A 14,018-nucleotide genomic window follows, 5' to 3' on the forward strand; every position below is an offset into this window, starting at 1 on the left:
CTCGAACAGCATTGGCCATCGTCCGCATCTGGGAGCGCTCCCACGCCACGTGTCACCGCTGTGCGCCCCCACCTCCCCCGAGGAGCCCAGACGTGAAACGACGTAGAACCACCCTGCTCGCCCTGACGACCCTGCTCGCGGCGACACTGACCGCGCTGCCCGCCGGGTCCGCCCAGGCCGAGGAGGTCGAACAGGTCAAGAACGGCACGTTCGACACCACCACCGCCCCGTGGTGGACCACCGGCAACGTCACCGCCGCCCTCAGCGACGGCCGCCTGTGCGCCGAGATACCCGGCGGCACCGCCAACCGCTGGGACGCCGCCGTCGGTCAGAACGACATCACCCTGGTCAAGGGCGAGTCCTACCGGTTCAGCTTCTCCGCCTCCGGCGTGCCCCAGGGCAAGGTCCTGCGGGCGATCGTCGGCCTCCAGGTCGCGCCGTACGACACCTACTTCGAGGTGAGCCCGCAGCTCAACGTCTCGGGCGACCGGTACTCGTACACCTTCACCTCACCCGTCGATACCGCCCAGGGCCAGGTCGGCTTCCAGGTGGGCGGCAACGCCGACCCGTTCACCTTCTGCATGGACGACGTGTCCCTGCTCGGCGGGGTGCCGCCGGAGGTCTACGAGCCCGACACCGGGCCACGGGTACGCGTCAACCAGGTCGCCTATCTGCCCGCCGGGCCGAAGAACGCCACCCTCGTCACCGAGGCCACCGCGAAGCTGCCGTGGCAGCTCAAGAACGCCTCGGGTTCCGTGGTCGCCCGCGGCTCCACCCGCCCGCGCGGTGTGGACGCCTCCTCCGGGCAGAACGTCCACTCCATCGACTTCGGCTCCTACCGCAGGAGCGGCACCGGCTTCACGCTGGTCGTCGACGGCGAGACCAGCCGCCCCTTCGACATCGACCCGAGCGCCTACCGCAAGCTCCGGCTCGACTCGCTGAAGTACTACTACACCCAGCGCAGCGGCATCGCGATCCGCGACGACCTGCGCCCCGGCTACGGCCGCGCCGCCGGACACCTCAACGCCGCCCCCAACAAGGGCGACGACGACGTGCCCTGCCAGCCCGGCGTCTGCGACTACACCCTCGACGTCACCGGCGGCTGGTACGACGCCGGCGACCACGGCAAGTACGTCGTCAACGGTGGCATCTCCACCTGGGAGGTGCTGAGCACGTACGAGCGCTCCCTTTACGCCCGCACCGGACGGACCGACAAGCTGGGCGACGGCTCGCTGGCCATCCCCGAGAGCGGCAACAAGGTCCCCGACCTGCTCGACGAGGTCCGCTGGGAGCTGGACTTCCTGCTGAAGATGCAGGTGCCGCAGGGCAAGCCGCTCGCGGGCATGGCCCACCACAAGATCCACGACGAGCAGTGGACCGGTCTGCCGCTGATGCCGGCCGACGACCCGCAGAAGCGCGAACTGCACCCGCCGAGCACGGCGGCCACCCTGAACCTCGCGGCCACCGCCGCCCAGGCGGCCCGCCTCTACCGCCCCTTCGACCGTGCCTACGCGGCGAAGAACCTCGCCGCCGCCCGCACCGCCTGGGAGGCGGCCCGGGCGCACCCCGAGATGTACGCCTCCGAGAGCGACGGCACCGGCGGTGGCACCTACGCCGACAACAACGTCGCCGACGAGTTCTACTGGGCGGCCGCGCAGCTCTACCTCACCACCGGCGAGAAGAAGTACGCCGACTTCGTCCTCGGCTCACCGGTGCACACGGCCGAAATCTTCGGGCCCAACGGCTTCGACTGGGCGCGGACGGCCGCCGCCGGGCGCCTCGACCTGGCGCTCGTACCGAACAAGCTGCCCGGCCGGGACAAGGTCCGCCAGTCCGTGATCAAGGGCGCCGACCGCTATCTGGCGACGCTCCAGGACCACCCGTACGGCCTGCCCTACGCCCCCGACAAGAACCTCTACGACTGGGGCTCCAACCACCAGATCCTCAACAACGCGGTCGTCATCGCCTCCGCGTACGACCTCACCGGGGCGTCGAAGTACCGCGAGGGCGCGCTCCAGAGCATGGACTACCTCTTCGGCCGCAACGCCCTCAACATCTCGTACGTCACCGGATACGGCGAGGCCAACGCCCACAACCAGCACGCCCGGTGGTACGCCCACCAGCTGGACCCGGCCCAGCCGAACCCGCCCGCGGGCACCCTCGCGGGCGGCGCCAACTCGGGGATCCAGGACCCCTTCGCGCAGGGCAAACTCCGGGGCTGTGTCGGTCAGTTCTGCTACATCGACGACATCCAGTCCTGGTCGACCAACGAGCACACGATCAACTGGAACGCCGCGCTGGCCCGCATGGCCTCGTTCGTGGCGGACCAGACCTGAGCCCCTGACCCGGTCACGGGCGGCCGGCACCCCTCTTCCGGGGTGCCGGCCGTTCCTTATCGGTACCGCAGAGCACCTCCACTGACCTGGGAATATTTACGGGTAAGTACCCGCGCGGTACCGTTGGCGCATGCCAGCTCTGAATGTGGAGTTCAGCGACCGCGAGCTAGAGGACCTGCGGCAGATAGCCAAGGAACGCGGTACGTCGATGAAGGCGCTCGTGCGGGAGGCGGCCGCGGCCGACATCGTGCGACACCGGGCGCTGAAAGAGGGGGCCGAGGCCTTCCGGCAGTTCTTCACCACGCACGCCGACGAGTTCGCCGCCGCCTTCCCCGAGGACGAACCCGTCTCGCGCACCGTCGAGGGACGGGCCGTCTGACCGATGGCTCCCGTCATCCATATCGACGTGCCCTGGCTGCTCCAGCGACACGAAGAGGTCCTGCCCGAGCAGCCCACCATCAACGACTTCTCCGCCCTCGTGGCCGCCGTGGCCCGGCACCGCGTCGACCCGCCACGCCTCGGGGTCGACTCGGACCCGGCCTGGCGGGCCGCAGCGCTGCTGCACACCCTGGCGGTGCTCAAGCCCCTGCCGGCCGCCAACGCGCGGTTCGCCTGCGCCACGGCCGTCGCGTACATGTTCGTCAGCGGTGTCGGTATCAACCCGCCCTACGGTGCCCTCGTGGACCTCGCCCGCGATCTGATCTCCGGGAAGACGGATGTGTACGGGGCGGCGGACTGCCTCCGCTCCTGGCAGATCTGACGCGGAACGCCGGGGCCGCCGACCGAGGGCGGGAGGAACAAGGTCGGCGGCCCGTTTCGCGCGGGAGAGCCGCCGTTCCGCGCGTGGCCCAAGCGAGTCGGCCGTTTTCAGTCAACAACCATCCCTCCTCGCACCGGGAGAGTGCGTAGGCCACCGAGGCGTGCGCGTGGTTCACACGGGGCGCTTGAACCGCGAATCCACCAGGGAACCGGAAGGGTTCGTTCTGCGAATCGGAGCGTGGTGTTCCGGTCATCTGACCTGCTTTTAGTGATGCAGATGTTGTCCAAGTGCCTTGTTAGCCACGAGTAACTTGTGCAAGGGTGAACTTCCTGCGCAGGGGCAAGGGCCCGGCCTGAAAGGCCATTTGGTTTTTCGGGCCACCGAAGAGTCCAAAAGGCTCAAGGTCGACGGCCATCGTGCGGCTCAGTCCCCGGCCGCTTTCCCGGCGCCCGCCAAAAGGTACGCACCAATCCAGGGCCCTTTTCGGCGGTCACAACTCCGTGTGCCATCTTGTGCCTTGGAAGGAACCCGCTCTGTGCACACCCCCCACCCTCCCCGCCCTGCCTACGCGCCCGCGCCGGGACCGGTCCCCGGGGAGTCCGACGAGACTCTCGCCGCCCGGCTGCGAGGCTGGCCGGAAGGCGGCACCGGCGATCCCGCCGCCCTGTTGATGGCCCGGCACTGGCAGCCGACGTACGACTACGCCGTCATATGCCTCGCCTCGGGGTCCAGTGTCGCCTCGATGGTCACCGCGACCGCCTTCCACCGGGTGTTCGACGGGCTGATGCGGGGCGAGTCGGGTGTCGCGCTGCGGCCCAGGCTGCTGGTGGCCGCGCGGGACACCGTCAAGGAGTGGTCCGCCGAGGAAGGCGTCTCCGGCGTTCTGCCGGACCTGCGGAAACCCGCAGGAGGCCGCGGTATGCGGGCGGCGAAGTCCATGACGCCCGAAAATCGCAAGCTCGTCGAGCGGTCTTTCCAGGCTCTCCCGGCCGCCGCCCAGTGCCTGTTGTGGCACACCGAGGTAGAAGCCGAAACGATAACCATACCCACTGGTCTGCTGGGGCTGGACGCCGACAGCGCGACGGTCATGCTGGAGCAGGCGCGCGAGAAATTCCGCGAGGGCTGTGTGCGCGCCCACCGGGAACTCGCTCCCTCCAAGGACTGCCGCTTCTACAACCGCCTGCTGGACGTGCCGATTCGCCGCGGCGGTGCCCTGCTCCCCGATGTGCAGCAGCATCTGCTGGAGTGCCGCTACTGCCGTTACGCGGCAGACCAGCTCAGTCATTTCGAGGGCGGACTCGGTGGAGTCATCGCCGAGGCCGTGCTCGGCTGGGGCGCGCGGCGCTATCTCGACTCCCGGCCCGGCCGGATGCCCTTCAAGGGGAACTCCAGACGCTCGGGTGGCGGTGGCAAGCACCGTCTGCTCTCCCAGATCCCCGCCCAGCGCCGCCGGATCACCGCCGGGGCACGCACCCCCCGGGCCCTGCTCACCGTCGGCGTCTCCTCCGGTGCGCTGCTCGCCGCGATCCTCGGTGCCGCCCTGCTGTCCGACGACGGCAGCGGTGCGGACCCCGCCGCGTCCACCAGCGCCGGCGGCGGTGTCGCCACGGCGCCCGACACCGGCGACGAGAGCGGCACCAGCGCCTCGCCGACGCCGCCCGCGAAGGCAGGCCGCCCCACGGCACCCCAGCAGACCCGGCTGCGCAACCAGGCCGCCGACCTGTGCCTCGACATCCAGGGCGGCAAGGCCGTGAAGGGCGCCTCCACGGAACTCGCCGTGTGCTCCTCCGACTGGACCCAGAAGTGGTCCTACGAGGAGGACGGGCTGCTGCGCAGCGTCGCCAACCCGGAGCTGTGCCTGGACTCCCAGGTGGACGCCGGTGTCGTCATGCTCGGCACCTGCGCCGACGAGGACTCCCGGCGCGGCGAGGACGTGCGCTACGACTTCACCGTGCAGGGGGAGTTGCTGCCCCGGTGGGGCGAGGGGCTGGCTGTCGCCCCGACCGAGACCGACGCCAAGGCCGATGTCGTGGTGAAGGGCCGGGACGACTCCACCACCCAGCGCTGGCTCACCGACGGCGTCACCGCCAGCCCCGAGTCGCTCTCCGTCTCCGGCTCCGAGGCGCCCACCGCCGAGGCCGAGCCGGTCACGAAGGAGCCGAAGGAGAAGGCACCGGCGCCGGACGCGCACAAGTCGGACGAGCCCGAGCCCGAAGTCTCCCCGGACGCCGAGCAGAACGGCTCGATCATGTCCGTCGGCGACGACACCCCGACCGGATCGGAGGCGAACTCCGACACCCGGCCCTCCCTCACCACGCTCCATCTGCCGAATCTGCCGACCCTGCTGCCGGGGGTACTGCCGGGGGGCGACGCCTAGAAGAGGCGGCGCGACGCGTGGCCGTTCGTTCGGTCATGGCCGGGGCGCCGCGTCCGCGGCGCCGGTGCCGCGGGTGAGCAGGTCGGCGACGCGGGCGATCATCCGGCTCTCCCCGCCGTCGCGGGGGGTCGTCGGGTGGTACGCGAGCACGAAGCGGCGCCGCTGGTCGCGGGTGGAGAACGCGGCGTTCTTGTAGCCGTACGTCTCGCCGGTCTTGCCCCAGAACGTGACGCCGTTGACGGTGGCCTGCTGCAGCCCGGTGCTGTAGCGGGCCGGGGAACCGTCCGGCATGCGCACGTCGTCCGGCGGAAGCGTGAACATCAGCCGCAGCAGCTCAGGGGGGAGCAGTTCGCCGCGGAACAGCGCGGCGAGCATCCGGTCGAGGTCCCTCGTGGTGGAGATCATGTCGCCCTCGCCGCGGCTGGACGACTGATCGTAGGTGGTGACGTCCCGCAGGGTGCCGTCGGTCGTGCGCAGATAACCGTGCACGTGCCGGCCGTGGACGCGCGGGTCGTCGCCCGGTACGACGGTGCGCGTCAGATCCAGCGGTCGCAGGACGCGTGCCTCGACGGCCTCCCCGTAGGGGCGGCCGGTCACCTCGTCGATGATGAGGGCGGCCAGTACGTAGTTGATGCCGCGGTACTCCTGCCGGGTGCCCGGGGCGAACTTCAGCGGCCCGTGCGTCGCCGTCGCCACCCACTCGGGCGGCGTCCAGTGGTCGAAGCGGTGCTGGAACACCTCCTCCGGGGTCCTGGGCTCCGGGATGCCGACATGGTCGGGCAGTCCACTGGTGTGGTTCAGCAGGTGCGCCACGGTGACGGCCGCGAAGCGGCGCGGCAGCAGCCCCGGCAGGACGCGCCCCACCGGCGCGTCCAGGTCGACCCGGCCCTCCGCCGCCAACTGCAGCACCACGGTGGCGACGAACACCTTGGTGATGCTGCCGATCCGGACCTTGTCGTGCGCCGTCACCGGCCGTCGCGTGCGGTGGTCGGCCACCCCCGAGGTGCCGTACCAACGGCCGTCCGTGCCGCCGACCCGTAACTGGGCCGCGGTCGACGCGGGGTGCTCCAGATCGTCGATCGCGGCCTGCAACGCGATCGGATCCAGCGGCGGGAGCAGCGCGGACGAGGCATGGGTGCGGGGCGCGGGCAGCGCGGACGAGGCATGGGCGCGGGGCGCGGGCAGCACCGAGACGGAGGCCAGCGCGGCCGTCCCCCACAGGCCGACGCCCCCGAAAGCCCTGCGTGACATACGCATCGAGGTCATGCCCTCACACTGCCGGAGGGTCACACCCCCGGGCATCGGGGTCCGCCCCGGAGACAACCCCGATCACACCCTGACTCGCCCCGCACCCGGACGACCTGCCTGACACCGCCCGTTCGCCCGGCTCAGGAGACCTTCGCGGGGGACCGCTTCGTCGTTCCGGGCTTGCTCGGGCCGCCTCGGGCGGACTTGTCGGCTGTGCTCCTGCGGGTCGTCGGCTTGTCCGGGGCCGGCTCCGCCGTTTCGGTCGACGCCGTGCGGCTGCCCGCCGTCCGCCACTTGAACTCGATCTCCAGCTCCACCTCGCCGTCGCCGATCTCGACCTCGATCTCGCTGCGGAGGTCGTCGGGGATCCGCAGGCTGAGCGTTCCGGGGGTGAGTTCGATGTCGGCCTCGCCGCCCTCCCGCAGGGCCTCGGCCAGCGCCGTGAGTCGGTCGGCCGCCTCACGGCGTGACAGCGAGCGCTTCTGCTCGAACTTGAGGTCCTTCATGGAGGTCTCCCATTCCTCACCCAACGGGTGGACAGTGACCATTCTGCTGCCACGGGTTGAATCGGACATCCGAGACATCCGCATGCCCCCTCCGAAATCCCCGCACCAGGGGGCTCACCAGCCCTTCCCGTGCGCGCGGCCCGGACCCGCTCTACGGTTGAGGGAGGCCCCGAGCTCGCCGAACCCGAGCCCCTGCGCCCATGTCTCCCCCCGGCTCACACCTCACCTGGAGGCCATTCAACATGTCCACTGCATCTGAAACCCCGGTCCTGGACACCATCGCCGCCATGACGGTCGACTCGCTGGAGCGGTGCGGGCTGCCGCCGGACATGCTGATCCTCACGCGGATCGCCGCCCTCGCCGCGTCGGACGCCCCGCCCATCTCCTATGTCGCGCACATCGACCCCGCCCTCAGGACCGGCCTGACCGCCGAGCAGCTCCAGGACGTGCTGGTCGCCATCGCGCCCATCGTGGGCACCGCCCGCGTCATGACGGCGGCCGGGAACATCTCCACCGCCCTCGGCATCGCCATAGCCGTCGCCGACGCCGGGATCGAGCCCCGGGGCTGACCCGTACGGGCCGCAGACCACAGGCAGGAGGGGCTCGATGTCCCAGAACGCGACCACGGCGATGCGCGCGGCACCCCACGCCACGCCCGAGGAACGCGCGGCCCTCGGCAAGGCGGCGCGCCGCCGCTCGCCGCGGTCGGGCCACGCCGTGTACAAGCCGTCCCCCCACCGGCCGGATCCGCTGTCGATCCTGGAGACGCAGTCCGCGGCACGGGTGCCCGAGCTCGTCCCGATCCGCTACGGCCGGATGATGGAGTCGCCGTTCCGCTTCTACCGGGGCGCCGCCGCGATCATGGCCTCCGACCTGGCCGGCAGCCCGAGTTCGGGTCTCACGGCGCAACTGTGCGGGGACGCGCACCTGCTGAACTTCCGGCTGCTTGCCTCGCCGGAGCGACAGCTGATGTTCGACATCAACGACTTCGACGAGACCCTGCCGGGCCCCTGGGAGTGGGACGTCAAGCGGCTCTCGGCCAGTCTCGTCATCGCGGGCCGGGCCAACGGGTTCGACGACGCCCAGCGCGCCCGTATCGTGCGGGACACCGTCCGTCAGTACCGCGAGTCGATGATCCGCTTCGCGGAGGCGGGCAACCTCGACGTCTGGTACGCGAAGATCGGCGCGGACGTCCTCGAAACCCTCGCCGCGGGTCGGCTGGGCAAGCGCAGCCAACGGAATCTGAGCCAGGCCCTGGCCAAGGCCCGTACGCGCGACAGTCTTCAGGTGTTCGACAAGCTCACCGAGACGGTCGACGGCCGGCCCAGGATCGCGGCGGACCCCCCGCTGCTCATCCCGGTCTCCGATCTGCTGCCGGCTGTCGAGCGCGTCGGTCTCGAACGCCAGTTCAGGGGTCTGCTGGAGCGATACGCCAGGACCCTGCCGTCCGACCGGCGCTCGCTCCTCGCGGACTACCGGCTCGCCGACGTCGCCCGCAAGGTTGTCGGCGTCGGCAGCGTGGGCACCCGGTGCTGGATCTTCCTGCTGCTCGGCCGGGACGGCCGGGACCCCCTCTTCCTCCAGGCCAAGGAGGCCGACACGTCCGTCCTCGCCCCGTACGTCGGCGCGAGCAAGTACGCGAACCAGGGCGAGCGGGTCGTCTCGGGTCAGCGGCTGATGCAGGCCACCAGCGACATCTTCCTCGGCTGGGAAAGGGTGGACGGGTTCGACGGCAAGCAGCGCGACTTCTACGTCCGTCAACTGCGGGACTGGAAGGGCATCGCCATGCCGGAGCGGATGCGGCCGAAGGACATGCGGGCGTTCGGCGCGCTGTGCGGGTTCACCCTGGCGCGTGCGCACGCCCGGTCCGGCGACCGGATCGCCATCGCCGCGTACCTGGGCGGCGGCGAGTCGTTCGACCGTGCCCTCGCCACCTTCGCGGAGTCCTACGCCGACCAGAACGAGCGCGACCACGAGGCCCTGACGCGGGCGGTACGCGCGGGCCGCCTCCCCGCGCGGGAACTACAGGCCGCCTGATCCCGGCCGTGGCCCGGCCGCCCCGTCGTCACGCCGGGGCGGCGGCCAGGCAGCCCCCGTCGACCGTCGCGGGCGTCCGGTGCCCCGAGAGCGCCAGGGTGAGGTCGAACTCGGCCAGCAGGGAACGGACGACGTGCTCCACGCCGGTCCGGCCGTCGAGGGCGAGACCGTATACGTACGGACGGCCGACGAGGACGGCCCGGGCGCCCAGCGCCAGTGCCTTGAAGATGTCGTCGCCGGTGCGGACACCGCTGTCGAAGAGGACGGTCAGCCGGTCCCCGACCGCCGCGGCCACCCCCGGCAGCGCGTCCGCGGCGCCGACGCAGCCGGCCACCTGACGGCCGCCGTGGTTGGACACGACCACACCGTCCATCCCGGCGTCGGCGGCGAGCCGGGCGTCGTCGGGATGCAGAACGCCCTTGAGGACGATCGGCCCGTCCCAGTGCTCCCGCAGGAACGCGAGGTCGGGCCAGGTCTTCCCCGGATCCCCGAACATGCCCACGAAGTGCAGGACGGCCGCGTCGGGATCCTCGTGCACAGGCTTGGCGAGCCCCGCCCGGAACGCCGGGTCGGAGAAGTAGTTGGCGGTGCCGACGCCGTGCAGGAACGGCAGATAGGCCCGCTCCAGGTCCCGGGGCCGCCAGCCGAGCATCGGTGTGTCCAGGGTGACGACCAGCACCGAGAACCCGGTGGCCCTGGCCCGCGTGAGGAAGCTCCGGGTGACCTCGCGGTCCTTCGCCCAGTACAGCTGGAACCAGCGCTCCGCGTCGCCCATCACCTCCGCGATCTCCTCCATGGGTGTGCTGGACGCCGAGGACAGGACGTACGGCACGCCCTGCGCGGCGGCGGCCCGGGCGGCGGCGGACTCCGCGTCGGGGTGCACGATCGACAGCACGCCGACCGGGGCGAGGGCCAGGGGTGCGGGCAGGGTGCGGCCCAGGACCTCGACGGTGAGGTCCCGTTCCCGTACGTCCCGCAGCAGCCGGGGCACGATCCGGTGGCGGTCCAGCGCGGCGCGGTTGGCACGGGCGGTGCTGCCGTCGCCCGCGCTGCCCGCGACGTAGCCGACGGGGCCGGACCCGAGACGGTGCTCGGCGAGTTCCTCCAGCCGGGTGAGGTCGGTGGGCAGCCGCGGCACGGCCCCCGTCATCCCGTTCAGATAGATCTCGTACTGGAAATCCGCCCAGTGCTTCGCCATCCGCGCCGTCCCGCCCCTCGTCGTCGAGCACGCCCGCCGACGATCCTGACGAGTCGGTCCGCCGCCGTCCACCACCTGAGGTCCCACGGGGGTCCACGGGGGTCTCACGGGGGTCCCACGGAGGTCCCACGGGGGTCTCACGGGGGTCGATCCGGGGTTCGTCACGGCGGCAAGCGGAATGTTTCAGGCCGATTGCCGAGCCGTGGAGATCCAGCCATCTGTGATCAACCGACGATCAAGAACCGCTCAGAATCGGGGTTTGCATGTTCGAATTCCGTGACTTCACGCCACTACTTCAACACTCAAAGTTACTGAAATCCATGGGGTCGATGTGTGTTCCGGCTGTGGACCCGGCAGAGTGGCGCTCGCCGAACCGGCACCGATCGGGCGGGCTTCGTCCACGTGACAGGTGAGACGAAACCGCCGGCAATCCAAGAGCGGAAGGATGCACACAATGCCGAACACCGCGCGATGGGCAGCGACTCTCACCCTGACGGCCACCGCCGTCTGCGGCCCCTTCGCGGGCTCTGCGCTGGCCGCCCCGCAGCCCGGCACGTCCGGGCTGTACGCGCCCTCAGCCATGGTCCTGACCACGGGGCACGGTGAGGACGCCGCGGTCGCCACCCCTGAGCGCGCGGTCACCCTGACCTGCGCGCCGCGCCCCTCCGGAACCCACCCGGCCGCCGTCAAGGCGTGCGCCGAACTCCGGGCGAGCGACGGGAACCTCGACGCCCTCAACGGCACGACCGGAGCGTTCTGCACCAAGCAGTACGACCCCGTGATCGTCACCGTCCAGGGCGTCTGGGAGGGCAAGCGCGTCGCGTACGAGCGTGTCTTCTCCAACGACTGCGTGAAGAACTCCGCGACGACGGCCCTGTTCTCCTTCTAGAGGGGCTCAGAGACCGGGGTCGTGTGGTTCCGCGAGTGATGAGCGAGGGCCCGTAACTGGGGAGTGCGTGCCCTGTCGTGGTGTGCCACGCGATCCCATCCGGGGGTCGGCCAGGCGGAGTGGGGCTGCCGGCCGACCCCCGGCATCTTGTTTCCGGGGGTCGAGGGAGCGACCGGTCACTCGGAGGTGACGGTCCAGCGGCCCACCTCCCGGTGTCCGGAGTCGTACAGGGCCTGTCCGTCGCCCGGTGCCATCTCGCAGTGGCGGAGGTTGCCGCCCCAGTACCGGAGGATGCGCTCCAGCTCCTGGACGGCGGTGCCCTCGTCCCAGCCCGTACCGTCCAGGTCGACCTCGAGAAGGAACTTCACTTCGCGCGTCTCCACTTCTGTGTGGCTCGGATTGCGTACCGGTGCGGTCGGCACGGTGTACACCTGCCCCCAGGCCCCTCCATGTTTCCATCCGATGTCCCGGCCGACCGCCGAACCGCTGAGCCTGGCTTCGCCGTTGGCGCGAGGGCCGTTCTCCTGCGCCAGGGCCGTTCTCCCGTGGTCCGCGCACACGTGGGGCCGGGCGGTCCGCCGCCCGGCCCCACGCTCGCCGTTCACCGGCCTCGCCGGTGTGGGTCACGGTCTCATGCGCGGTCTCGGCCGTGGTCGCCGTCGTGCCGAGACTCCTCCTGTGCCCGTTCGTTCGGTGTGATCGCCTCACCGGCCTCGCCCCGGCGGCGGCGCTGCCGGGCGGAGTCGGTGACGCGGGTCTCCGCCTCCTCGGCCTCGTGCAGGACCTCCTCCAGGGCCGTCTCGGGCCGGTCGCCGGTCGCACGCTTCTGGTGACGGGTCATGAGGTTCCTTCTCCTTTCCTGTGGTGTCAGCCGGCCGGTGTCGCGATCCGCAGGGCGACCGGGCCGGCCTGACTCGGCAGCGGGGCGGCGGGCCCCGCGTCGTCCTGGGTGACCTCCGCCCACCAGGCCGGGCCGTCCTCGATGTGCCGGAGGAACACGCCCTCGCGGATCGCCCACGGGCAGACGGTCACCGACCTGAGGTCGGTCAGCTTCATGGTCGTGTGCCCCACCACCGCTCCGGCCAGGCTCTGCGCCGCGCGCGGCACGGAGATCCCCGGGAGCGTGGACCGCTCGGCCGCGGGGAGCGCGGCGAGGCGGTCGATGGCGCGCGCCAGGTCCGACCGGTGCAACTCCCGCTCCACGAACGGGCCGTGCCGGCCGGGTGAGGCGCCGCAGAGTCTCGCCAACTGCTGGAACGTGCGGGAGGTGGCCACCGCGGTGCGCGGCCCCTCCCATCGGATCCGCGCGGCGACGTCCCGCAGTTGGTGACGGACCTTGCGGCGCAGCGCCTTGACGCTGTCGGGCGACGGGATGTCCTGCCCGCCGAAGAACTCATGGGTCAGCCGGCCCGCGCCCAGCGGCAGCGACGCCACGAAGTCCGGCAGTCGCCCCCGCCCGAACGCCACCTCCAGGGAGCCGCCCCCGATGTCGAGCAGCGCGAGCGGCCCCGACCGCCAGCCCATCCATCGCCGCGCCCCGAGGAAGGTGAGCTCCGCCTCCACCTCGCCGGGGAGGGTGCACAGGCGTACGCCGGTCTCCTCGCGCACGGCGCGCAGCACGGCCCGGCAGTTCGGCGCGGAACGCACCACGGCCGTCGCGAACGCCAACGGGGCCGAGGCGCCCCAGCGTTCCGCCGTCCGCGCCGCGGCCGCGGCCGCCTCCGACAACTGGCGTACGGCTTCGTCGGGGACGTCCCCTCCGGGAGGCACCTGCTCCGACAGCCGCAGCCGCCACTTGGCGGTGTGCACCGGCAGCGGCACGCCGCCCTCGGTGTCCGCCACCACGAGCCGTACGGTGTTCGATCCCACATCCACCACGCTCATCCGCATGACCCCGGAGTACCCGCGAGCCGCCGCGACACGCGTGCCGCGGACGGCGGCCAGGGGCGAACAGTCGTGTACCGGCCGACCGGGCGCTCCCGCTCACCACCCCGGCCATGGCCATACCGACCCGCCCCCGAACAAGATCATCAGCCTTATTGCATATGATGTGCAGGTGCTGGACTACGACATCAGGCCCGCGGGCCCCGACGACCTCGACCGTGCGCGCGCGGTGATGCTCGACACCGTCTACCGGGACTTCGGCACGGGCTACGTCCCGCGCTGGCACGGCGACATCATCAATCTGCGCGACGCGTACGTCCTGCCGCCCCGGCACACCCTCCTGGTGGCGGTCGACCGGCGGGACGGAGCGGTCGTCGCCACCGGCGCGCTGGACTCCCGCGGCCCCGCGCATCCGCCCAACCCGCGCGCCCTGGCCGAGCGGTACCCGTCCGGCCGGACCGCCCAGCTGCGCCGCGTCTATGTGCGCCCCGAGCACCGGCGGCGCGGCCTCGCCCGCCGACTGGTCGAAGCACTGCTGCACTTCGCGGCGGTCGACGGCGGCTACCGCTCCGTCTATCTGCACACCGACCCCGCCGTGCCCGGCGCCGAGGACTTCTGGCGCTCCCAGGGCGACGTGGTGTGCGACGAGCGCGTGGAGACCGGCGAGCGGGTCGTGCACTTCGAGATCCCGCTGCCGGCGCGCCCCGCCCCCGCCCCGGCGACCGGCACGGTCACCTCACCCGTCGGATGACACGAGGTTCCGCGCAACCCAGCCCCGAATCG

Annotated in this window: 14 protein-coding genes; 8 read left to right on the top strand and 6 right to left on the bottom strand. The window is 71.5% G+C overall.

Annotated elements, in window-relative coordinates:
- Positions 1 to 92: 92 nt before the first annotated feature.
- The 4 genes from SMA5143A_RS28965 to SMA5143A_RS28980 all read left to right on the top strand — a co-directional run bounded on the left by SMA5143A_RS28965 (position 93) and on the right by SMA5143A_RS28980 (position 5,473).
- Entirely contained in the window at positions 93 to 2,336 is a 2,244-nt protein-coding gene (locus SMA5143A_RS28965; protein ID WP_107465762.1) for a glycoside hydrolase family 9 protein, read from the top strand.
- A 130-nt stretch (positions 2,337 to 2,466) separates the two neighbouring features.
- A complete protein-coding gene (locus SMA5143A_RS28970; RefSeq protein ID WP_107465763.1) occupies positions 2,467 to 2,715 on the top strand; it encodes a hypothetical protein in 249 nt (82 codons plus the stop codon).
- 3 nt (positions 2,716 to 2,718) lie between these two features.
- Positions 2,719 to 3,096 carry a hypothetical protein gene (locus SMA5143A_RS28975; protein ID WP_055537770.1) on the top strand — a complete coding sequence of 126 codons (378 nt, stop codon included), beginning with the start codon at positions 2,719 to 2,721 and terminating at the stop codon, positions 3,094 to 3,096.
- Between the two features lie 535 nt (positions 3,097 to 3,631).
- Positions 3,632 to 5,473 (top strand): RICIN domain-containing protein, encoded by a 1,842-nt coding sequence (locus SMA5143A_RS28980; RefSeq protein ID WP_107465764.1) that lies wholly within the window; start codon positions 3,632 to 3,634, stop codon positions 5,471 to 5,473.
- A 33-nt stretch (positions 5,474 to 5,506) separates the two neighbouring features.
- On the opposite strand, the gene SMA5143A_RS28985 is transcribed toward SMA5143A_RS28980, so the two are convergent.
- Both SMA5143A_RS28985 and SMA5143A_RS28990 read right to left on the bottom strand, forming a co-directional pair.
- Positions 5,507 to 6,739 carry a serine hydrolase domain-containing protein gene (locus SMA5143A_RS28985; protein ID WP_107465803.1) on the bottom strand — a complete coding sequence of 411 codons (1,233 nt, stop codon included), beginning with the start codon at positions 6,737 to 6,739 and terminating at the stop codon, positions 5,507 to 5,509.
- A 122-nt stretch (positions 6,740 to 6,861) separates the two neighbouring features.
- Positions 6,862 to 7,227 (bottom strand): amphi-Trp domain-containing protein, encoded by a 366-nt coding sequence (locus SMA5143A_RS28990; RefSeq protein ID WP_107465765.1) that lies wholly within the window; start codon positions 7,225 to 7,227, stop codon positions 6,862 to 6,864.
- Between the two features lie 242 nt (positions 7,228 to 7,469).
- Here SMA5143A_RS28990 and SMA5143A_RS28995 point away from each other — a divergent pair, with 242 nt between their 5' ends.
- Both SMA5143A_RS28995 and SMA5143A_RS29000 read left to right on the top strand, forming a co-directional pair.
- Positions 7,470 to 7,796, top strand: coding sequence for a carboxymuconolactone decarboxylase family protein (locus SMA5143A_RS28995; RefSeq protein ID WP_107465766.1), 327 nt, complete (start codon positions 7,470 to 7,472; stop codon positions 7,794 to 7,796).
- Positions 7,797 to 7,833: 37 nt separating this feature from the next.
- A complete protein-coding gene (locus SMA5143A_RS29000) occupies positions 7,834 to 9,264 on the top strand; it encodes a DUF2252 domain-containing protein (protein WP_107465767.1) in 1,431 nt (476 codons plus the stop codon).
- Positions 9,265 to 9,292: 28 nt separating this feature from the next.
- Here SMA5143A_RS29000 and SMA5143A_RS29005 read toward each other — a convergent pair whose 3' ends face one another.
- Positions 9,293 to 10,462 carry a lactate 2-monooxygenase gene (locus SMA5143A_RS29005; RefSeq protein ID WP_107465768.1) on the bottom strand — a complete coding sequence of 390 codons (1,170 nt, stop codon included), beginning with the start codon at positions 10,460 to 10,462 and terminating at the stop codon, positions 9,293 to 9,295.
- Positions 10,463 to 10,916: 454 nt separating this feature from the next.
- On the opposite strand from SMA5143A_RS29005, the gene SMA5143A_RS29010 reads away from it, so the two are divergent.
- Positions 10,917 to 11,351 (top strand): protease inhibitor, encoded by a 435-nt coding sequence (locus SMA5143A_RS29010; RefSeq protein WP_181362055.1) that lies wholly within the window; start codon positions 10,917 to 10,919, stop codon positions 11,349 to 11,351.
- 176 nt (positions 11,352 to 11,527) lie between these two features.
- Here SMA5143A_RS29010 and SMA5143A_RS29015 read toward each other — a convergent pair whose 3' ends face one another.
- The 3 genes from SMA5143A_RS29015 to SMA5143A_RS29025 all read right to left on the bottom strand — a co-directional run bounded on the left by SMA5143A_RS29015 (position 11,528) and on the right by SMA5143A_RS29025 (position 13,241).
- A complete protein-coding gene (locus tag SMA5143A_RS29015) occupies positions 11,528 to 11,719 on the bottom strand; it encodes a hypothetical protein (protein ID WP_107465770.1) in 192 nt (63 codons plus the stop codon).
- A gap of 263 nt (positions 11,720 to 11,982) precedes the next feature.
- The gene (locus SMA5143A_RS29020; protein ID WP_107465771.1) at positions 11,983 to 12,192 is read right to left on the bottom strand and encodes a hypothetical protein; all 210 of its coding nucleotides are present in this window, start codon (positions 12,190 to 12,192) and stop codon (positions 11,983 to 11,985) included.
- A 26-nt stretch (positions 12,193 to 12,218) separates the two neighbouring features.
- Positions 12,219 to 13,241, bottom strand: coding sequence for a Ppx/GppA phosphatase family protein (locus SMA5143A_RS29025; protein ID WP_107465772.1), 1,023 nt, complete (start codon positions 13,239 to 13,241; stop codon positions 12,219 to 12,221).
- Positions 13,242 to 13,407: 166 nt separating this feature from the next.
- Here SMA5143A_RS29025 and SMA5143A_RS29030 point away from each other — a divergent pair, with 166 nt between their 5' ends.
- Positions 13,408 to 13,986, top strand: coding sequence for a GNAT family N-acetyltransferase (locus SMA5143A_RS29030; RefSeq protein ID WP_107465773.1), 579 nt, complete (start codon positions 13,408 to 13,410; stop codon positions 13,984 to 13,986).
- The last annotated feature ends 32 nt before the right edge of the window (positions 13,987 to 14,018 follow it).

Origin of the sequence: Streptomyces sp. MA5143a (assembly GCF_900290235.1) — a bacterium.
Lineage (GTDB): Bacteria > Actinomycetota > Actinomycetes > Streptomycetales > Streptomycetaceae > Streptomyces.

Bases quoted from the DNA above. Each gene is read 5' to 3' on its own strand.
- SMA5143A_RS28970 (WP_107465763.1), top strand. From the start codon at position 2,467: ATGCCAGCTCTGAATGTGGAGTTCAGCGACCGCGAGCTAGAGGACCTG.
- SMA5143A_RS28975 (WP_055537770.1), top strand. From the start codon at position 2,719: ATGGCTCCCGTCATCCATATCGACGTGCCCTGGCTGCTCCAGCGACAC.
- SMA5143A_RS28985 (WP_107465803.1), bottom strand. From the start codon at position 6,739: ATGACCTCGATGCGTATGTCACGCAGGGCTTTCGGGGGCGTCGGCCTG.
- SMA5143A_RS28990 (WP_107465765.1), bottom strand. From the start codon at position 7,227: ATGAAGGACCTCAAGTTCGAGCAGAAGCGCTCGCTGTCACGCCGTGAG.
- SMA5143A_RS28995 (WP_107465766.1), top strand. From the start codon at position 7,470: ATGTCCACTGCATCTGAAACCCCGGTCCTGGACACCATCGCCGCCATG.
- SMA5143A_RS29000 (WP_107465767.1), top strand. From the start codon at position 7,834: ATGTCCCAGAACGCGACCACGGCGATGCGCGCGGCACCCCACGCCACG.
- SMA5143A_RS29005 (WP_107465768.1), bottom strand. From the start codon at position 10,462: ATGGCGAAGCACTGGGCGGATTTCCAGTACGAGATCTATCTGAACGGG.
- SMA5143A_RS29010 (WP_181362055.1), top strand. From the start codon at position 10,917: ATGCCGAACACCGCGCGATGGGCAGCGACTCTCACCCTGACGGCCACC.
- SMA5143A_RS29020 (WP_107465771.1), bottom strand. From the start codon at position 12,192: ATGACCCGTCACCAGAAGCGTGCGACCGGCGACCGGCCCGAGACGGCC.
- SMA5143A_RS29025 (WP_107465772.1), bottom strand. From the start codon at position 13,241: ATGCGGATGAGCGTGGTGGATGTGGGATCGAACACCGTACGGCTCGTG.